The organism is Microbacterium sp. UBA3486 (assembly GCF_002377845.1).
Taxonomy (GTDB): domain Bacteria; phylum Actinomycetota; class Actinomycetes; order Actinomycetales; family Microbacteriaceae; genus Microbacterium; species Microbacterium maritypicum_A.
Genome location: NZ_DFQP01000050.1, coordinates 1 through 17902 on the forward strand (window position 1 = coordinate 1; position 17902 = coordinate 17902).

At 67.6% G+C, this 17902-nt stretch carries 19 protein-coding genes; 6 read left to right on the forward strand and 13 right to left on the reverse strand.

Going from position 1 to position 17902, the window contains the following annotated elements; all coding sequences use genetic code 11:
• The 3 genes from B2869_RS07050 to B2869_RS07060 form a co-directional block, all read right to left on the reverse strand.
• Positions 1–1108, reverse strand: a 1108-nt coding sequence (locus tag B2869_RS07050; RefSeq protein WP_292764329.1) for a flotillin family protein, incomplete at its 3' end; no start/stop codon positions are given.
• Positions 1109–1350: 242 nt separating this feature from the next.
• Complete coding sequence (locus tag B2869_RS07055) at positions 1351–1779, reverse strand: MarR family winged helix-turn-helix transcriptional regulator (protein WP_021198144.1); 429 nt, start codon at positions 1777–1779, stop codon at positions 1351–1353.
• Positions 1780–1962: 183 nt separating this feature from the next.
• Complete coding sequence (locus tag B2869_RS07060; RefSeq protein ID WP_292764334.1) at positions 1963–3222, reverse strand: DUF418 domain-containing protein; 1260 nt, start codon at positions 3220–3222, stop codon at positions 1963–1965.
• Positions 3223–3389: 167 nt separating this feature from the next.
• On the opposite strand from B2869_RS07060, the gene B2869_RS07065 reads away from it, so the two are divergent.
• Together B2869_RS07065 and B2869_RS07070 are read left to right on the forward strand one after the other, a co-directional pair.
• Positions 3390–3935 (forward strand): DUF6611 family protein, encoded by a 546-nt coding sequence (locus tag B2869_RS07065; RefSeq protein ID WP_318391186.1) that lies wholly within the window; start codon positions 3390–3392, stop codon positions 3933–3935.
• 78 nt (positions 3936–4013) lie between these two features.
• On the forward strand, positions 4014–4538 hold the full coding sequence (locus B2869_RS07070) for a VOC family protein (protein ID WP_029259708.1): 525 nt from the start codon (positions 4014–4016) through the stop codon (positions 4536–4538).
• On the opposite strand, the gene B2869_RS07075 is transcribed toward B2869_RS07070, so the two are convergent.
• On the reverse strand, positions 4535–5137 hold the full coding sequence (locus B2869_RS07075; RefSeq protein WP_029266041.1) for a hypothetical protein: 603 nt from the start codon (positions 5135–5137) through the stop codon (positions 4535–4537). The two genes, B2869_RS07070 and B2869_RS07075, sit on opposite strands and share 4 nt — an antisense overlap.
• The gene (locus tag B2869_RS07080) at positions 5134–5655 is read right to left on the reverse strand and encodes a hypothetical protein (protein WP_292764341.1); all 522 of its coding nucleotides are present in this window, start codon (positions 5653–5655) and stop codon (positions 5134–5136) included. Before B2869_RS07080 ends, B2869_RS07075 begins: the two co-directional genes overlap by 4 nt.
• A gap of 139 nt (positions 5656–5794) precedes the next feature.
• Here B2869_RS07080 and B2869_RS07085 point away from each other — a divergent pair, with 139 nt between their 5' ends.
• On the forward strand, positions 5795–6784 hold the full coding sequence (locus tag B2869_RS07085; RefSeq protein ID WP_292764343.1) for an SDR family oxidoreductase: 990 nt from the start codon (positions 5795–5797) through the stop codon (positions 6782–6784).
• Positions 6785–6794: 10 nt separating this feature from the next.
• Here B2869_RS07085 and B2869_RS07090 read toward each other — a convergent pair whose 3' ends face one another.
• Entirely contained in the window at positions 6795–7901 is a 1107-nt protein-coding gene (locus B2869_RS07090) for a fatty acid desaturase family protein (protein ID WP_292764345.1), read from the reverse strand.
• 255 nt (positions 7902–8156) lie between these two features.
• Positions 8157–9131 carry an arsenic resistance protein gene (locus B2869_RS07095; protein ID WP_292764348.1) on the reverse strand — a complete coding sequence of 325 codons (975 nt, stop codon included), beginning with the start codon at positions 9129–9131 and terminating at the stop codon, positions 8157–8159.
• Positions 9132–9270: 139 nt separating this feature from the next.
• On the opposite strand from B2869_RS07095, the gene B2869_RS07100 reads away from it, so the two are divergent.
• On the forward strand, positions 9271–9924 hold the full coding sequence (locus tag B2869_RS07100) for a GntR family transcriptional regulator (protein ID WP_292764351.1): 654 nt from the start codon (positions 9271–9273) through the stop codon (positions 9922–9924).
• A gap of 35 nt (positions 9925–9959) precedes the next feature.
• Here the strand turns inward: B2869_RS07100 and B2869_RS07105 are convergent, their stop codons facing one another.
• Positions 9960–11516, reverse strand: coding sequence for an amino acid permease (locus tag B2869_RS07105; protein WP_292764354.1), 1557 nt, complete (start codon positions 11514–11516; stop codon positions 9960–9962).
• A gap of 316 nt (positions 11517–11832) precedes the next feature.
• Here B2869_RS07105 and B2869_RS07110 point away from each other — a divergent pair, with 316 nt between their 5' ends.
• Together B2869_RS07110 and B2869_RS07115 are read left to right on the forward strand one after the other, a co-directional pair.
• Positions 11833–12855 (forward strand): TerC family protein, encoded by a 1023-nt coding sequence (locus B2869_RS07110; protein ID WP_292764356.1) that lies wholly within the window; start codon positions 11833–11835, stop codon positions 12853–12855.
• A 94-nt stretch (positions 12856–12949) separates the two neighbouring features.
• On the forward strand, positions 12950–14230 hold the full coding sequence (locus tag B2869_RS07115; RefSeq protein ID WP_292764359.1) for a hemolysin family protein: 1281 nt from the start codon (positions 12950–12952) through the stop codon (positions 14228–14230).
• Positions 14231–14336: 106 nt separating this feature from the next.
• Here the strand turns inward: B2869_RS07115 and B2869_RS07120 are convergent, their stop codons facing one another.
• The 5 genes from B2869_RS07120 to B2869_RS07140 all read right to left on the reverse strand — a co-directional run bounded on the left by B2869_RS07120 (position 14337) and on the right by B2869_RS07140 (position 17853).
• Positions 14337–15242 carry an arginase family protein gene (locus tag B2869_RS07120; RefSeq protein WP_029259717.1) on the reverse strand — a complete coding sequence of 302 codons (906 nt, stop codon included), beginning with the start codon at positions 15240–15242 and terminating at the stop codon, positions 14337–14339.
• Positions 15243–15282: 40 nt separating this feature from the next.
• Complete coding sequence (locus tag B2869_RS07125) at positions 15283–16203, reverse strand: SDR family NAD(P)-dependent oxidoreductase (RefSeq protein WP_292764364.1); 921 nt, start codon at positions 16201–16203, stop codon at positions 15283–15285.
• 32 nt (positions 16204–16235) lie between these two features.
• Positions 16236–16907: a cation transporter gene (locus tag B2869_RS07130; RefSeq protein WP_292764367.1), complete on the reverse strand. Its 672-nt coding sequence runs from the start codon at positions 16905–16907 to the stop codon at positions 16236–16238.
• On the reverse strand, positions 16907–17242 hold the full coding sequence (locus tag B2869_RS07135) for an ArsR/SmtB family transcription factor (RefSeq protein ID WP_029259720.1): 336 nt from the start codon (positions 17240–17242) through the stop codon (positions 16907–16909). The genes B2869_RS07130 and B2869_RS07135 overlap by 1 nt, the downstream gene beginning before the upstream one ends.
• Positions 17243–17304: 62 nt before the next feature.
• Positions 17305–17853, reverse strand: a complete 549-nt coding sequence (locus B2869_RS07140; protein ID WP_021198111.1) for a hypothetical protein — start codon at positions 17851–17853, stop codon at positions 17305–17307.
• Between the last annotated feature and the right edge of the window lie 49 nt (positions 17854–17902).

A 17902-nucleotide genomic window follows, 5' to 3' on the forward strand; every position in this document is an offset into this window, starting at 1 on the left:
TGGCCTTGGCGATCGCGGCCGCGGCCTCACCGTCGGCACGAGCCTTGTCGGCCTGCGCCTGCTGCTCGGCGATGCGGGTTCGGGCCTCGGCCTGCTTGACCTGCTCGATCGCCGCAGCCTCGGCGGCGCGCTCGCGCGTGTAGAGCTCGGCCTGTGCGCGGGTCTCGGCCTCATACCGCTGCGCATCGGCGACGCGCTTGACGTCGGCGTCGAGCTGGGCCTGCTTGTTCTCGGCCTGCTGCTGCAGAACGGCCTGCTCAGCCTGAGCACGAGCCAGCGCCTCGGCCTGCTCGGCTTCGGCACGGGCGCGGCCGATCCCGGAGTCGGAGTTGGCCGTGTTGGTGTCGAGCGCGGTCTGCTCGATCAGGTTGGCTTCCTTGTTGGCGATGTTCTTCTGATTGATCGCACGGTCGGCGTTGGTCTGGGAGATCTCGGCGGCCTGACGTTTCGCCTGGATCTCGGGGGCGCCGAGCGACTGGATGTAGCCGACCTTGTCGGTGATGCCCTTGATCTGGAACGAGTCGAGGATCAGGCCCTGTTCGGCGAGCTCCTGCGAGACGTCGGCGGCGATCTGGTCGGAGAACTTCTTGCGCTCGCGCATCAGTTCGACGACCGAGAGCGTCGCGACGATGCCGCGGAGCGCACCCTCGAGCTGTTCGGTGGTGAACTGCTCGATGGCCTTGTCCTGCGATGCGAAACGCTCGGCCGCGCGGCGGACGTACAGCGGGTCGGAGCCGATCTTCACGATCGCGACGCCGTCGACGTTCAGTGTGACGCTGTCGAGTGACTGGGCCTCGGCGTTGAGGGAGACCTGGCGCGAACGCAGGGAGATGATCTCGTGGCGTTGCGTGATCGGGTTGACGAGCGACTTGCCGTTCACGATGACCGTGACGGGCGACTCCGCCAGCTCGGAGCTGGTCGTGCCGTCGGCGGCGATGACCGCCCGCTGGATCTTCTGCTTGCGGCCCGAGATGACGAGTGCTTCGTCGGCTCGAGCGACCTTGATCCAGCTGCGTGCGAACAGCAGCAGGATGAGCAGCAGAACGACGGCGACGACGACCGCGATTCCGACGATGACGAGGATGCCGACGATTCCGGCGATCTCCATGAATGACCTCCCTGTCCCCCCGAGGGGGCGGTCCCGAGCGCGCCGTGGTGCGCGCCTTCGCCCCCCACCCTGCCAGAAATGCAGAGAGGCCGTTCCGGGGGCATCGTGATGGGCGGAAAACTCGACGTCGGGAGGAAGGTCTTCGGCCATGCGTCCGCCCGACGAGGAGATCTCCTCCTGCGGGGGTGCGGGCAGGGGCTGGTCAGGGGGTGCGGGCAGGGGAGGGGCCGAGGCCGAGGGCGTCAGCGGGCGCGGAGCTTCTCCGCGAGGTCGCGCAGGGCGCGCAACTCGTCGTCGTCGAGACGGGACATGCGGTCGGCGATCGAGCGCCCGTGCACGGTGGCGAGCGAGCGGAAGGCCCGCGCCCCCTCGTCCGTCGCCCGGATCAGCGCACCGCGACCGTCGTCGGGGTCGGCGCACTTCGCCACGAGTCCTCGCGTGACCATGCGGTCGACCAGGCGCGAGACGCTGGGCTGGCTGATCAGCATGTTCGAGGTGATGTCGCGCAGTCGCGCTGTCATGTCGGGGGAACGGGTGACGGTGAGCAGCACGTCGTACTCTGCCTGCGCGATATCGCTGTGCTCGAAGTCGCTCATCATCTCGGTGAACAGCTCGTGCTGCGCGCGGAACAGGCTCTCCCAGGCCTCCAGGGCGAGCTTGCGATCGGTCATCCTCACAGAATAGTGCGAACAGTAAAGGGCCGGTCGGAGAGGCTCCCGACCGGCCCTTGTCCCTTGCACCAAGAGTGTCCTGCAATCACATGCGGTGGATGCCACAGCAAACATTCACCGTGTGATCACTGTATAACGGCGAGATAACGAATGCAACGGTTTGATCACGGAAAGTTCTCGATCTCAGGCGACGGCCGGCGCCTTCACGCGGCTCCGGGTGAGGAACCGGAAGCTGACGTCCCAGACGTACTCGAGCGGTCCCTTGCGGAAGCGGCGCATCCAGAGGTTCGCGAACAGGATCACCAGAGCGGCGATCACGAAGAACATCGCCAGGGTTCCGACCAGCGGGTCGAGCGTCTCCGCAAGCGGCGAGTGACCGATGATCGACTGCGCCACCCGACCGAGGATGTTCTGGAGCACGTAGCAGCTCAGGGCCATCTGGCCGACAAGGGAGAGTCCGCGTCCGACGAATCCGATGCGGTGTCCTCGATAGTAGGAGGCCATGAGAGCGAGGATGCCGAATGCGACCAGCGGCGCGGAGAGGAACCTGTTGAGTCCGAACGTCTCTTGCATGAGGAAGAACACGACCTCGCCGGGAATGCCCGCACCGAAGCCGACGATCATGACCCATCTGCGCAGTCGCGCGCCGCGGGCCTCGAACAGTCCGTGGCGGTAGAGCATGGCGCCGAGGGTGAAGACGACGAGACCGAGGGTGAGGATCGAGCCGGTGTCGGTGCCGACCGTCAGGTCGGAGAACACGGTCAGGGTGTTCATCTGCACCTCTTCCCAATATGTCGGCCTGCCGCCGACCGTCGGGGACTCCCCGGGGATCACGAGGCCCGGGAACATCATGACGCTGCCGGTGAAGAGGGGGAGAAGGATGAGCGTGACGTGCGTCACGAGCGCCACGCCGATGAACACCCACTGGCGTTTCTCCGGGAGCAGCAGGACGAATGCCACGACGAAGCCGAGGACGGCGTAGGCGCGGAGTACGTCGAACTGCACCACGAAGATGTAGTTGAGCATTCCGTCGACGAAGAGCAGGCCGGCACGAACGAGATAGGTGCCGGGCCACCGGCTGCCGCGCCGGAGCGCTGCCTGGCGCTGGATCTCGAGTCCGATGCCGAACATGATGGTCAACAGGCCCAGGAACTTCCCTTCCGAAAGTGCGGAGACGAGGTCCTGCCACCAGATGTCGACCACCCGTTCGCCGAAGAACGCCTGGAACAGCCAGACGTTGCTGGCGAGAGTGCCGATGATGGCGACGCCGCGGATCACGTCGAGCGAGGCAATGCGGCCAGGCGATGCCATCGCGGTCGTCTCGGGTGCCTCGTGCTCGGCCCGCCCGGCCCCTGCCTGCTCCGGGAGGGGGCGGTCGCCGTGGGGCGGCTTCGCCGTACGGCGATAGCGGGGAAGGGCAGCTGGGGCAGAAGTCTCTGTCATACCTCCAGTCCAGGGCGCGCACCGTTGCGCGGCCGTATGCCGTTCTCGATATGAGGACGATATGCCGACCGCGGAGGCGTCGCCATTCCGCATGGAAAACGCCGGCCGCCGTATGGGTTCCGTCTGTCAGGCGCTCAGAGGCACGCGTTCGGAGCAACGTGGGAGGCATGTCCGTGTCCCGTCCTCCCCGTCACGTCCCCGCGCAGACACTGCCGAGCGCTTCGTGCCCTCCATGCTGGGGCCATCTGTCGAGGACCGTGAGCCACTACGGCACCGTCGCGTGCGTGCTCGCGGTCTATCCGCCCGACTCCACGGACGCGGAGCGGCGCATTGCCGAGGCGCACCGCTGGTTCACTCCGCTGTCGCTCGGCGGTGGCGTCGTCGCGTGGGTGGTGCTGTGCGCCGCGGGTTTTCCTCCGTTGCTCGCTGCGATGCTGCTCGTCGCTGCTCTGCTTCCGATCGGCATCATCCTGTCGCGGCGCTCGCGCAGCATCCGTCGGCGCGTGGTCACGGTATCGGCATGTCGGTCCGGGCTCAGCGAAGACACCGCGGCCGAGCGCGCCCAGCAGCTCCGTCTGGAGACCCTGGCCCAAGCGCTCGGCGACGCCGCTCTCGCCTGCCGTCAGGGAGTGATCGGTCGTGATCGGTTCGACCGGGTGTGGACGGCTGCCTACGCGCAGGCCGCTGTCATCGCGACCGGTTCCGCCCGGTGAATCCCCGGCTTCTCGGCGACTGTCCGAGGCCCCTTCTACTGTGTGTCTCACTCCGCAGACCGGGAAGAGGGAAAAGCCATGACCGCAGCCACGAGCGCAGCCCCGAACGGCTACACGAGCGTCGCCCCCTGGGTCGTCACCGACGACACGGGCGCGCTGCTCGACTTCATCTCCCAGGTCTTCGACGGGGAGGAACTGGCGCGGGTCGCCACGGAAGACGGTCTGATCGGACACGGTGAGATACGCATCGGCGACACCGTCGTCCTCGCCTTCGATCGTCGGCCGGAGTGGCCCGTGATGCCGAGCCTGCTTCGGGTGTGGGTGCCCGATGCCGCCGAGGCCTTCACCAGAGCCGAGGCTGCAGGGGCGACCGTGGTGACCGCCCTCAGCGACAACGCCTTCGGCCAGCGCGGTGGGCGCATCAAGGATCCGTTCGGCAACATCTGGTGGGTCGTGAGCCACGTGGAAGACGTCGATGAAGAAGTGATGTGGCAGCGGCTGCAGCAGACCGAGTATGCCGACCAGATGCGCGTCGCGCAGGAGACGCTCGACGCCGAGCTGAGCGGTCGTGCGCACGGGCGCAGCAGCGCGCCGACGCGCTAGTCGGCGAACGGCTCACCCCGATACTTGCGGCACACGCCTCCTGTCTCTTCGACATCTTCCGCGACGGCGTCGACGACCGCGACGGCGGCGGTGCGCGTGCGCGGTGCGACCTGGCTCAGTGCGAGGGCACCGGTGCACGCGAACACGATCAGGTCGCCGGGGGAGAGCGCCTTCGGCAGCCGGGCGTGCAGCCGTGTGTCGTCTTCGTCGGTGCGGAGGACGGTCTGCACCAGGTCTCGAGCCCGGGGCGTGCGCAGCCGCTCGACGTGGGTGACCAGCGGGACGATCGCGCGGAGATCGCAGTCGACGGTCGCCGACGCCTCGCGATGCCACCCCGGAGGCTCTTCGCGGGCGGTGATCCGTGCCACCACCAACGTCACGTGCGGGTCCGCTTCGGGGTGCGCCGCAGAGGGCGCGACGGGCGCGATCAGTATGCAGGGGGTGCGTCGTTCGCGCGCGAGATCGGACAGCGCTCGCCCGGCGACGACGATGTCGTGCGCACCGATCACGGTGTCTTTCGGCCACAGCTGCCGTGCATCGCGTCGCGGGTCGTTCCATACGAATGCGGTCGAGTGCAGCACGGTGTGCAGGACGGTCATCGTGACGCCTCCGCGGAGAGCGCGGCGGCGGCGCGTGGACGCACGTTTCGGAGCGTGACAGCACCGACGCAGGGGACGACGACGAGATCGCCTTCCCGGAGGTCGGCAGGAAGAGGCGCGATGGGGTGCGGCCAGGCCACGCCGCCCTCCTCGCCGGGGATCAGCTCGATCTTCGTCGTCCGCGCCGGAGAAGCCCGGCCGATGAGGCGGCACTCCTCCCACGCGGCATCCACACCGTCGAACGAGCAGTCCGTGAGCGCGATGCGCTTGTCCTCCTGGGTGTCGACGCGCAGCGTGATCCGGAACAGCAGCACGGTCACGTCGGTTCCCGCGGTCGGCAGCGGCAGGTCGCCCGTGAGGACCGCGGGTGATCCGCTGATCTCGAACAGCCGCAGGAGCGAGATGCCTCCCACCACGACATCGGTGGTCGTCGGGTGCGTGTGCACCGGCCACCTCCATCCGTCGAGGGGAGTGGGAATGCTCTGTCGAAGGGTGGGAAGGATCTCCGTGAGGGTCATGACTCCGTCCTACGCCTGGGTGATCCTGGCGATGAAGGAGTCTCACGGAACCCATGCGCGTCCATCCCGATCACTCACGACGTCCCGACCTCGTCGAAACGACGCCGACCCGGCGACGCCGGCGTGACAGGATCGGGACATGGGCACACAGGACATCCTCTTCATCGGCGGCAGCGGTGTGATCAGCGCGGCTTCGGTGCGACGGGCGGTCGAGCTCGGACATCGAGTCACTGTTCTCAATCGCGGTCGCTCCGAGGAGAGGGCGCTGCCGGAAGAGTCCGAGCTCCTGCAGGGCGACATCCGTGACGCGGACGCGGTGCGGGCAGCGCTCGGGGACCGCGAGTTCGACGTCGTGGCCCAGTTCACCGCTTTCACCCCCGCCCACGTGCAGGCCGACATCGCGCGTTTCGCCGGCCGAACCGGGCAGTACGTGTTCATCAGCTCCGCGTCGGCGTATCAGAAGCCGCCGTTGCGCTTCCCGATCACGGAATCGACGCCGCTCCGCAATCCGTTCTCCGGATATGCGCGCGACAAGATCGCCTGCGAGGACGCCCTCACCGCCGCGTATCGCGACCAGGGCTTCCCCGTGACGATCGTCCGCCCGTCGCACACCTACGACCGCACCAGCATGCCCACGCTGGCCGGGTGGAACGATGTGGCGCGGATGCGCGAGGGTCGGCCGGTCGTCGTCCACGGCGACGGTACCTCACCGTGGACGATCACGCACACGAACGATTTCGCGCTGGGTTTCGTCGGCCTCTTCGGGCGCCGTGACGTGCTCGGCGACGTCTTCCACATCATGGGGGACCACGCGCCGACGTGGGATCAGATCTACACCTGGCTGGGCGAGGCCGCAGGGGTCCGTCCTGAGCTGGTGCACGTGTCCTCCGACACGATCGCCGCCATCCGGCCGTCGTTCGCCGCAGACCTGCACGGCGACAGGGCTCACCCGATGGTGTTCGACACCGCCAAGATCCGGAGTATCGTCCCCGAGTTCTGCTCCCGTGTGCCGTTCTGGATCGGTGCGCAGGAGATCATCGAGTATCACGATGCGACGCCGGCCCGACAGGTTGTCGACGCCGATCTCGACGCCGATCTGGACCGGATGCTCGCGACCGTGCGCGCCTGAGCGGTCGGGTTCACGACCGCAGCGGCACCCCGATCGCGAGCCGCTGATCCGCGAGGGGGCAACGGAACACGTCGCGCTCGCCGAGACCGACCCGGTTGATGTAGCGCACCACGATCGCGTATGAGGCGAACAGGCCGACCTGGGTGTATTGCACGTCGTGCTCCCGGCAGTACGCGGCGATGATCGGGGCGGCGCGACGCAGATGCGGGCGGGGCATCGAGGGGAACAGATGATGCTCGACCTGGTAGTTCAGCCCACCCATGGCGACGTCGAGGAAGCGGCCGCCGCGCACGTTCCGACTCATCAGCACCTGCCGCCGCAGGAAGTCCAGGGTCATGTCCCGAGGTACGACCGGCATCCCCTTGTGGTTGGGGGCGAAGGCGATCCCCATGTAGAACCCGAACAGTCCCAGTTGCACCGCCAGGAAGACGAAGGCGATTCCGGGGGACAGCACGATGAACACCAGTACCAGGTATCCGATCATGCGGACGCTGAGGAACGTGATCTCGGCCCACCGGCGTTCGAGCCGGCCCCGCGCGAACATCCGCCGCACGCTCGAAGCGTGCAGCGAGAGTCCTTCGAGGAGCAGGATCGGGAAGAACAGCACGCCCTGATGTCCGCGCAGCCACGTGATGACCGGTCCCTGGTGCCTCGTCGCAGCCTCGGCGGAGACGGCGATCACGGGGAGCTCGATGTCGGGGTCGGAGCCCAGCTTGTTCGGGTTGGCGTGGTGGCGGGTGTGCTTGTGCTGCCACCATCCGTAGCTCATGCCGACGAGCAGGTCGCCGAGGATGATGCTGATCCAGTCGTTCCACCGGCCGGACACGAAGATCTGCCGGTGCGCCGCATCGTGCCCGAGGAACGCGATCTGGGTGAACACGACCGCCAGGACGGCGGCGGTGAACAGCTGCCACCAGGTGTCGCCGATCCAGAGGAACGCGAGCAGGCACACGCCCACAGCGATCGGGGCGGCGATGAGCTTCGTCCAGTAGTAGCCGTAGCGCCGGTGCAGGAGCCCGCGCTCGCGTACCTGCTGCGCCAACTCGGTGAAGGCGCTCGATCCTCGGGACGCGTTGTCGCGCGGACGGGTGTGGACGGTCGGACGGATGACGTCCATGATGACCTCGTCTCCGGCGTCGCCCAGAGCGGGCGGCGGAGGTGTTGTTCTTTCGCGAACGGCCCTTCAGAGCGTCGCGTTCGGATATTCAGTTGTGCTCGCTGGTGCTGACGGTACGCGCCCAAGCTGGGTGCGCGTTCAGGGTCGGGACGGCGCCCGGCGACTCATGATCGGAAGCCCGATCAGCGTACGCAGCTGTTGGAGTACGTCCCGACAGTGCTCGACGGTCCGCCGGGGCGATGATCGTCGCGGCGCTCAACGCTGCCTGATCAGGCGTGGGATCACCGCGACCATCGCCACCATGACGATCAGCTCCACCATCGTCTGGGTGACGACGACGAGCGGCGTGAGCGTGAACGCGTCGGGCAGGGCCAGAGCGAGCGGGAGCACGACGAGAGAGTTGCGCGTGACACCGCTGAAGACGACCGCGCGGCGGCCCGGCGTGTCCAGGCCGGCGACCCGCGCGAGGACTGCGCCGAGGGGCGCGGCGATCACGGCGAAGACCGCGAAGACCGGCACCGTGAGGAACAGGCGCCCCCACGCGCCGCCAACGGCGAACACCTGCGAAGCGACGACGGCCGCGAGGGTGAGCATCATCAGCGGCACCATCGCCGTTACGGAACCGCGTTCGATCACGCGGGCCGAGGCGAACCTCCTGGTCAGCACTTGGGTCAGTGCGGCGAGTGCGAGCGGCAGTGCGATCAGCAGCAGGAACGCGTCGATGAACGGGCGCGGGTCGACGACGCTCATCGCATCGGTGCCGAGGAAGAGGGAGAGGTAGACGGGGAGCAGCAGCATCTGCAGCAGCATGAGCAGCGGTGTCGCGGCCAGAAGCCGGGAGCGGTCGCCGCCCGCCAGGCCCGTGAACACGATCACGTAGTCGACGCACGGGGTGAGCAGCACGAGAAGCACCCCCAGCAGGATCGCCTCATCGGCCGCCACCACTCTGCTCACGCCGAAAGCCAGCGCCGGCACCACCACGAAGTTCAGGAGCAGAAGCGTGCCGAGGAAGCGCCCGTCGACGAATGCCCGTCCGATGTGCGCGAACGGCACGCCCAGGAACGTCGCGAACAGCAGAACGCCGAGGAGCGGGGTGACCGCCGACTCCCACACCGGTGCCGTCGAGGGGGAGAGGAGGCCGACGACGGCGCCGACCGCGATCGACGCCAGGTACAGCGTCACCTGATGCCGTTCTCCCCATGCCGTGAACGCGCGCACGGTCACCTCCACGACCCGGTATTCTCTCGCCCGTTACGTCGGATGCGATACATTGCAGTGTAGGTAGAACTTCAGGCTCTACAGCGATTCCGTGCTCGAGTGGAGGACAAAAGCGGTGGCACTCTCAGGCGGACCCCTCGAGCGCAGGTCGATGAGCGACGAGGCGTACAACCGGTTGCAGGATGCGATCATCAGCGGCGAGCTGCGCCCGGGTGAACGTCTGCGAGACTACGAGCTCGCAGAGCGCCTCGGCACGTCGAAGACCCCGATCCGGCATGCCCTTGACCGCCTCGCCGACCACGGTCTCGTCGAGATGCAGCGCAACCGCTACACCCGCGTCGCCCCGATCGATCTCGATCAGGTCCGCAACGCGGTCGATCTCTTCGGAGACATCTGGATCGGCTCGGTGCGCCATGTGATGCCCCTGATCCAGGACGACGACATCGCCTATCTCACCGAGCTCGCCGACGAGATGTCCGCGGCGGTGAAGGCACGCGATGTGGCGGGGTTCGGTATCGCGCTCCGTGCGGCCGCCACCGGATTCGCGCGCATCGAGGGCAACGCGTCGCGAGCCGTGATCATCGAACGTCTCGGGCCGCAGATCCGGAGGTTCAGCCAGCACTCGCGGGATGCATTCGACTGGGAGGTGGTCGGTGCTTTCGTCGTCTCCCTTCGGGAGGCGATCCTCGAGCGTGATGCGGTGAAGACCCGCGCGGTCCTCGTCACCTTCTTCGACGAGGTGCTCCCCGCCATCATCGATCGCGCCCAGGAGCAGGAGCTCGTCCGCTCCGATATCCAGGACTAGCGGACTCATCCAGCTTCTAACGGACTGCAGCTCGCTCAGGCCGAGTCGGATGTCTCCGTCGGTTCAGGCGTGAAGTTCGCACCCCGTCGCAGCGCCTGAACCTCGCTGATCCTTCGCCGGGCGAGGAACCAGCCGCCGATCAGTGCGGGGACGATGACGATCAGCGTGCCAACGGTCCAGGTTCCGGTGGGGTAGTCGAACGCCATGAGGACGATCACCGACGCCAGGAAGGCGAGGGTGAGGTAGGACGTGAACGGCGCCCCGAACAGTCGGAACGACGGCCGCACGATGCGTCCCTGCAACGCCCAGGAGCGGAGGCGCAGTTGGCACAGGATGATCGTCGCCCACGCGGCGATGATGCCCAGCGCCGACATGTTCAGCACGATCTCGAAGGCCTCGTCGGGAACCGCGAGATTGAGCAGGACCCCGATCAGGGCGAACCCTGCGGTGAAGAGGATTCCGGCGACCGGGACGCCACGCCTGCTCATCATTCCGGCGACCTTCGGGGCCGCACCGGAGGCGGCGAGGGAATGGAAGACGCGGCCGGTCGAGTACAGGCCTGCGTTGAGCCCGGAGATCGCGGCGGTGATCACGACGAAGTTCATGGCGCTCCCGGCGATCGCCCCGATCTCCGGGCCGCTGATGTGGGTGAAGAAGGTCACGAAAGGACTCTCCCCGGCTCGGTAGACCGTATACGGGAGCAGGAGTGCGAGCAGGAGCACCGACCCCACGTAGAAGACGCCGATCCGCAGGATCACGGAGTTGACGGCTCGAGGTACGAGCTTGGCCGGATTCTCGGTCTCGCCGGCAGCCGTACCGATCAGTTCGATCGAGGCGTAGGCGAACACGACGCCCTGCATGACGATGACCGCGGGAAGCACGCCTTCGGGACTGAAGCCTCCGTTCTCGCTGAGCATCTGCAATCCCGTCGGTCCCTGATCCGTCTCCCAGCCCGCGGCGAGGACCACGATGCCGATGAGGAGGAAGGCGACGAGAGCGGCGACCTTGATGATCGAGAACCAGAACTCCATCTCGCCGAACAGGCGGACCGAGACGAGGTTGAGTCCGACCACCACCACCAGCGCGACCAGGGCGAGCAACCACTGGGGTACGACGTCGAACGCCGACCAGTAATGCACGTACAGTGCGACGGCGGTCGAGTCGACGATCGCGACCATGCCCCAATTCAGCAGATAGAGCCACCCTGCGGCGAAGGCCAGCTTCTCGCCGTAGAACTCGCGAGCGTAGGAGATGAAGGATCCGGATGACGGCCGGTGGAGCACCAGCTCACCGAGCGCTCGGAGGATGAAGAATGCGAAGACACCGCAGATCAGGTAGGAGACAGCAAGCAGGGGGCCGGCCGTGTGCAGTCGTCCCCCCGCTCCCATGAACAGGCCGGTGCCGATCGCTCCGCCGATGGCGATCATCTGCAGATGCCGCGCCTTGAGAGAGGTGTGATACCCGGTCTGCTCGTGTGCGAAGTCCTGGACCGACGTCGACACGTCGCCGAGCCTCTCGCGGTCGTTCTCGAGATCAGGGGCCCGGTCTCGAGCGCCCGGCTTCTCGGTGGCATCATCGCTGGCGTGCGGCATCGCGGCTCCTGTCTGGTCGGGTGACGCTCCGCAGCATCGGATGCGACCGAAAAGGGATAGACGGGTAATACGTGAAATGTTACTGATTCACGCGTCGAAACCCGATATGCCGTTCTCTCTCGTGGCGTGACGTTATCGGCAGATCCACAGGAAGAGCAAAGGGTCTTCTCCTAATCTGAAGACACCCAAGGGGAGTACTCCGACACGGTGGGGTCGTCATTACGGATGCACGTCGCATCCCGGGCCACCGGTTCCATGTCCATGGAATGGAGAAGACTTTGGCGGTACTGTCGTACCCCGAGTCTGGAGTCCGCATTTGGATATCACCCCCCTGATCTGGATCATCACGATCGCAGTCACGATCGCCTTCTTCGTCTACGAGTTCTTCGCTCACGTGCGCACACCGCACGAGCCGACGATCGCGGAATCGGCGCGCTGGTCGATCTTCTACATCAGCCTCGCGCTGCTGTTCGGTGTGGGTATCGGCGTCTTCTCCGGGTGGACGTTCGGCGGCGAGTACTTCGCCGGATACCTCACCGAGAAGGCCCTGTCGATCGACAACCTGTTCGTCTTCCTCATCGTGATGACCGGTTTCGCCGTGCCGAAGAAGTACCAGCAGAAGGTGCTGATGATCGGCATCGTGATCGCGCTGATCCTGCGCGGCATCTTCATCGCCGTCGGCGCGACGCTCATCGAGAACTTCTCGTGGATCTTCTACCTGTTCGGCGCTCTGCTGCTGGTGCTCGCCTATCGTCAGGCGTTCAGCAACCACGAGAGCAACCCCGCGAACGGGCGCTTCATGACGTTCGTCCGTCGGCACCTGCCCGTCAGCGAGGAGTACAACGGCGACCGGCTCACGGTCGTGAAGAACGGCAAGCGCTTCGTCACGCCGATGCTCCTCACCATCATCGCGATCGGCTTCATCGACCTGGTGTTCGCGGTCGACTCGATCCCCGCCATCTACGGCCTGACCGACCAGGCCTACATCGTCTTCACGGCGAACGCCTTCGCGCTCATGGGACTGCGACAGCTGTACTTCCTCATCGGCGGTCTGCTCGAGCGCCTCGTCTACCTGGCGCAGGGACTCGCCGTCATCCTCGGATTCATCGGCGTCAAGCTGGTCCTGCACGCTCTGCACGTCAACGAGCTGCCGTTCATCAACGGCGGCCAGGGCGTCGAGTGGGCGCCGGAGATCCCGATCTGGTTCTCGCTGCTGTTCATCGGCGCGACCATCGCGGTCGCCACGGTGGCGAGCCTCATCAAGACGCGCCGTGCACCGGGCGACACCTCCCACGACATCTCATCCGCCGACACCACCACCAAGAAGGAGCACTCTTGAGCGCGCAGCGCTGTTCTGACTCTTCGGACTCTGACAGTACGAGCGCCCGGTTCGTCCCGGGCGCTCACCCCACCACAGACGAGGCGGCCCGTTGATGGGCGACCTGCTCTGGAACATCGCCCTCGTCTTCGCGTTCGTGCTGATCGGCGGTGTCTTCGCTGCGACGGAGATGGCGCTGGTCACGCTGCGCGAAAGCCAGATCAATGCGATCGGCCAACGAGGGCGGCGCGGTGCGAAGGTCGCCGCCCTCGCCCGCAACCCCAACACGTTCCTCTCGGCGGTGCAGATCGGTGTGACCGTGGCCGGGTTCGCCTCGGCGGCATACGGAGCGACATCGATCGCGCCGTCGCTGGCGCCGGTGTTCGAGTCATGGGGTCTCGCCCCCGCTCTCGCCCTCACCGTCGCGACCCTCGTGCTCACGCTGGTGATCGCCTACCTGTCGCTGGTGCTCGGCGAGCTCGTGCCCAAGCGTCTGGCGATCCAGAGAAATGCCCAGTTCGCCTACGCGGTCGCGCCTGCCCTCAACGGGTTCGCGACGGTCATGCGGCCGGTGATCTGGCTGCTCTCGGTCTCGACGAACGCCCTCGTCCGAGTGCTCGGGGGAGATCCGCACAAGACGAGCGACGAGATGACCGACGAGGAGGTGCGCGACATCGTGGCGAGCCATCAGGGGCTGCCCGATGACGAACGGCGCATCCTCGATGATGTGCTCTCCCTCCGTGGGCGCCAGGTCAGCGAGGTCATGCGTCCGCGCCCCGAGGTCGTCGCCCTCGATGAGGCCGCGAGCGTCGGCGAGGTGATGGCGCAGGTGCGCGACCTTCCCTTCTCGCGTTACCCGGTCTCGGAGACCTCGATCGACGACATCACCGGATTCGTGCACGTGCGTGATCTGTTCGAGGCCGCATCCGACGACCCGGAGCGTCCGCTGAGCGCGCTGATGCGCGACATCCCGTACATCCCCTCGACCGCGCGCGTGCTGCCGACTCTGACCCGCATGCGGGCCGAGGGCCACCACATCGCGGTGGTCGTCGACGAGTACGGCGGCACGGACGGTCTGGTCACCCTGGAAGACCTCGTGGAGGAAGTCGTCGGCGAGATCTTCGATGAGTACGACGCCGAGGTGTTCATCTCTGCGGACGACGGCATCGACGGACGCCTCAACCTGCAGGACTTCGAGGAGGCGACGGGGCTGGCGATGCCGCGCGGTTCATCCGACACCATCGCGGGTTTCGTGACCGAGCAGCTCGGGCGTCTCGCGGTCGTCGGTGACGTCGTGGAGGTGCCCGGAGCCACGATCCAGGTCGCAGAGGTGGACCGCCGACGCATCGCCCGCGTGCGGGTCATGACCGAACCGGTCGTCGAGCCGGAGGCGTGAGTCCAGGCGGTGGCTCTGACGAGTCCGGGCGTCACGAGCCCGGCCGTCAGGAGCCCGGCCGTCAGGAGCCCGGCCGTCAGGGTCGCCGATGTCAGAGGCGCTGACGTCAGGGGCGCCGCACCCGAGTACCCAGTTCGCCGAGGCCCGCTGTGAGCACCTCGACGAGCAGGCGTGCGTAGCGCCCATCCGGGTCGAGGTCGGGATCGAAGACCGTGATGGAGGCGCCGATCGCGCGAGGCGCGAGTTCCCGCAGCAGTGCGGTGAGTTCCGCCGCGCTGATCCCGCCGGCATCGGGGCTGTCGACCGCGGGCATGATGGTCGGGTCGAGCACGTCGACGTCGAGTTGGAGCCAGTACGCGGGACCGGCGACGGCGGCGCTCTCTGCACCCACGCGAGCGGCTCCGAGAGAGGTGACATCGGCGGCGGGCGTGACGCTGCCGAGGATGCCACGTACCTCGTCCTGATCCTCATCGTCGGCGCGGTGACCGATGTGCGCGGTGTGCTCGGACCGGAAGTAGGGCGCGAGCCCGTCGATGTCGGCGATCGACGGCCAGTGTGCGCCGACCGCGGCGGCGAGGGCCTCCCCGGCCACGCTCGCGCATTCGTCGCTGTTGCCCGGGTGGCGGAAGTCGGTATGGCCGTCGATGTGCACGAGGCCGACACCGCCGCGGCGTGCGGTCGCGAGACCCGCTCCGAGGAGGATCGCGCAGTCGCCGCCGATCACGAGGGGAGCCTCGCCGCGGTCGATGGCCGCGCCGATGCGCGTGGCGAGGCGCTGGGAGTGGTCGATCATCGCGCTCTCGTTGCGCACGCGGCCGGCCGGCCGGGTGTCGTCGTCATCGACGTAGCGGCCGGCGAGGACGACGCCGGAGTCGGAGGCACCGCGTTCGACGAAGCGCGCGAAGAGGCCGGCATCGCGTAGCGCTTCCGGCGCCTTCGCCGCGCCCGGCACGCTCCCGCGCTCCGGCGGGCGCAGGCCGAGGTTCGACGGGGCAGAGAGCAGTGTGATCATGGGCTCATCCTGCCGCGGGGGTCGGACATAGCGGCCCGAATCATGTCGGGAAACGCACCCCGGTGAGGCGCTCTGCCGCGGTCCACAGCTGCGCCCCGATCGCGGCGGAGCGCACGTCGTCCGATGCGGTCACCCGTGTCGGCGTTCCGCGGAACTCGAGCAGTCCGCCCGGACCCCAGTAGTCGCCGTCGACGACCTCCGAGGCGGTCGCGGCATGCACGATCGGGAGGGCCCCGCCGTCCTTGCCCTGCACGAGTGCTCGGGTCGGGGAGGCCACGGCACGGACGAAGCCGGAGACCTCGGCGAGGCCCGGTCGTGGGGGAGTGAGGGGATCGACCGCATAGCCCGGGTGTGCGCAGACCGCCGCGCGAGAGGAACCCGACCAGCGTCGCGCGAGCTCGAAGGCGAAGGCCATCAATGATGCCTTCGACCTTCCGTACTGTCGGAGCGAGGAGCCGCTCCACGGTGCGTCGAGGCTGGCGGCATCGAGGGCGGCGGCATCGAGATGTGCGAATCGGTGCGCGATCGATCCGACGGTGACCACGCGGGCATCCGGGGCGAGGAAAGGCTCGAGCTGGGCCACGAGTGCGAAATGACCGAGGAAGTTCGTGCCCACCATGAGGTCGAGGCCGTCGCTCGTGCGCGCCGAGCGGTCGGCCGCCTTCACCCCCGCGTTGCAGATGACCGCATCGAGTCGCTCGCCCACCCCCGTTGCGGCCAGGGCGATGCTGTCGAGGGAGCCGAGGTCGAGCCCCCGCACGCGCAGGTCGGCAGCCGGAACCCGGGTTCGGATCGCGGCGACCGCGGTCTGCGCACGTTCGGGGGAGCGGCAGCCCAACAGCACGCGTGCGCCCCGGGCGGCGAGCTGCTCGGCGCACCAGTATCCGATGCCGGCGTTCGCGCCGGTGACCAGCACTGTGCGTCCGCGCAGGTCTGCGGGCGGGAGGGGAGCGGCATCCATCTCCCCAACCTAGGCGTTGTGCGCGTCAGTGGTCAGTCGTGGTGGTGGTCGTGGTCGTGCGCGTCCTCGTCGTCGAGGAGCATCCCCACCGAGGTCGCGCAGGCATCGCCCTTCCAGGCCTCGATGCCCTCGCGCACCGCGAAGGCGGCGATCACGAGACCGGCGACGGCATCCGCCCACCACCATCCGAGCAGCGAGTTGGCGATCAGCCCGATCAGCACGGCGGCGGAGAGATAGGTGCAGATGAGTGTCTGCTTCGAGTCCGCGACGGCGGTGGCCGATCCGAGTTCCTTGCCCGCACGTCGTTCCGCGAGGGACAGGAAGGGCATGACGGCGACGCTGACCGCGGTCAGGACGATACCGATCGTGCTGTGCTCGGGCCGCTCGGTCGTGACGAGCGCGGCCACGGAGGTAGCCGTCACGTAGAGCGCGAGCGCGAAGAAGGCGACGGCGATCACCCGCAGGGTGGGCTTCTCCCAGCGCTCCGGATCGCGGCGGGTGAACTGCCAGGCGACGGCGGCCGCGGACAGCACCTCGATCGTGGAGTCCAGCCCGAAGCCGATGAGCGCGGCGGATGAGGCGACGGAGCCGGCGGCGATCGCGATGACCGCCTCGATCAGGTTGTAGCCGATCGTGATGCCGACGATCAGGCGGATGCGGCGGTGGAGGGTGTCGCGTCGCGCCGCGGTTGCCGTGGAGGTCATCAGCAGGTGCACCCTTCGCCCGAGCAGCAGTCCGGCTCGACGATGAGGGTGACCCGCATGAGCATGTCGAGGGCCGGAGCGAGGTGGCGATCCGCGAGTCGGTAGCTGCTGCGGCGTCCCTCCGGAACGCTCTCGACGAGCCCGCATCCGCGGAGACAGGCGAGGTGGTTCGACATCGCCTGCCGCGAGACGCCGAGGGCGTCCGCGAGGTCGGCGGGGTAGCGCGGTGCTTCGCGCAGCGCGAGCAGGACGCCGGCGCGGGTGGGGTCCGACAGCGCATGCCCGAGGCGGGCGACGGCGGCCGTGTGGGTGAGGGAGGCCAGAGCAGTGGTCACGCCACTACTGTACAGAAAAAGCTGAATTCAAGAAGACCTGAATTCAGGATTTTCTGTGAGGGTCAGCGGATCGCGTACACCGCGCTTCCGACGATGACGGCCACGACGGTGGTCCAGCCGATGATGGCCAGAGCCTGCCAGAAGAGGATGCGCGCCCTACCGATGCCGGAAGCCGCGAGCATGGTCGCGGTGAACTGCGTCGGCAGCAGGAGCGGTCCGAGCAGGCTGACCCCGGGAACGCCGTAGCGCTCGAACGCACGCTGGAACTTCTCGCGACGCGCGGTGCCGCGGCCCGTCTCGGCCGCATCCGCGGCCGGCTCGTCGATCGTGCCGCCGCCGGCACCGGCGAGCGCCGCGGTCTTGGCGCGCGAACGGTTCACGACGGCCTGTCGGGCTCCGGAGCTGACGAGCACCACCACCAGGACGCACAGGAAGTTGCCCACGATCGCGGCGATCGCGGCGATCACCGGAGAGATGCCGCCGATGATGCCGATGCTCACCGCCCCTTCGCCCTCGATGAAGGGGATCGCGCCGGCGAGGGCGACGATGAGCGGCTGCACGAGCTCGGGGACCTGGGCGACCAGGTTCTGGAAGGTCTCGATGAGGTTCATGGGATGCTCCCGGTTGTCGGTGCGAACGGAGTCTCCGCCGCGATGACTC

Excerpts from the sequence above, each read along its gene's own strand:
- B2869_RS07130 (WP_292764367.1), bottom strand. The coding sequence starts at position 16,907 with ATGACCTCCACGGCAACCGCGGCGCGACGCGACACCCTCCACCGCCGC.
- B2869_RS07075 (WP_029266041.1), bottom strand. The coding sequence starts at position 5,137 with ATGACCGTCCTGCACACCGTGCTGCACTCGACCGCATTCGTATGGAAC.
- B2869_RS07065 (WP_318391186.1), top strand. The coding sequence starts at position 3,390 with ATGTCCGTGTCCCGTCCTCCCCGTCACGTCCCCGCGCAGACACTGCCG.
- B2869_RS07080 (WP_292764341.1), bottom strand. The coding sequence starts at position 5,655 with ATGACCCTCACGGAGATCCTTCCCACCCTTCGACAGAGCATTCCCACT.
- B2869_RS07100 (WP_292764351.1), top strand. The coding sequence starts at position 9,271 with ATGAGCGACGAGGCGTACAACCGGTTGCAGGATGCGATCATCAGCGGC.
- B2869_RS07055 (WP_021198144.1), bottom strand. The coding sequence starts at position 1,779 with ATGACCGATCGCAAGCTCGCCCTGGAGGCCTGGGAGAGCCTGTTCCGC.
- B2869_RS07070 (WP_029259708.1), top strand. The coding sequence starts at position 4,014 with ATGACCGCAGCCACGAGCGCAGCCCCGAACGGCTACACGAGCGTCGCC.
- B2869_RS07085 (WP_292764343.1), top strand. The coding sequence starts at position 5,795 with ATGGGCACACAGGACATCCTCTTCATCGGCGGCAGCGGTGTGATCAGC.
- B2869_RS07120 (WP_029259717.1), bottom strand. The coding sequence starts at position 15,242 with ATGATCACACTGCTCTCTGCCCCGTCGAACCTCGGCCTGCGCCCGCCG.
- B2869_RS07140 (WP_021198111.1), bottom strand. The coding sequence starts at position 17,853 with ATGAACCTCATCGAGACCTTCCAGAACCTGGTCGCCCAGGTCCCCGAG.
- B2869_RS07105 (WP_292764354.1), bottom strand. The coding sequence starts at position 11,516 with ATGCCGCACGCCAGCGATGATGCCACCGAGAAGCCGGGCGCTCGAGAC.
- B2869_RS07060 (WP_292764334.1), bottom strand. The coding sequence starts at position 3,222 with ATGACAGAGACTTCTGCCCCAGCTGCCCTTCCCCGCTATCGCCGTACG.
- B2869_RS07125 (WP_292764364.1), bottom strand. The coding sequence starts at position 16,203 with ATGGATGCCGCTCCCCTCCCGCCCGCAGACCTGCGCGGACGCACAGTG.
- B2869_RS07115 (WP_292764359.1), top strand. The coding sequence starts at position 12,950 with ATGGGCGACCTGCTCTGGAACATCGCCCTCGTCTTCGCGTTCGTGCTG.
- B2869_RS07090 (WP_292764345.1), bottom strand. The coding sequence starts at position 7,901 with ATGGACGTCATCCGTCCGACCGTCCACACCCGTCCGCGCGACAACGCG.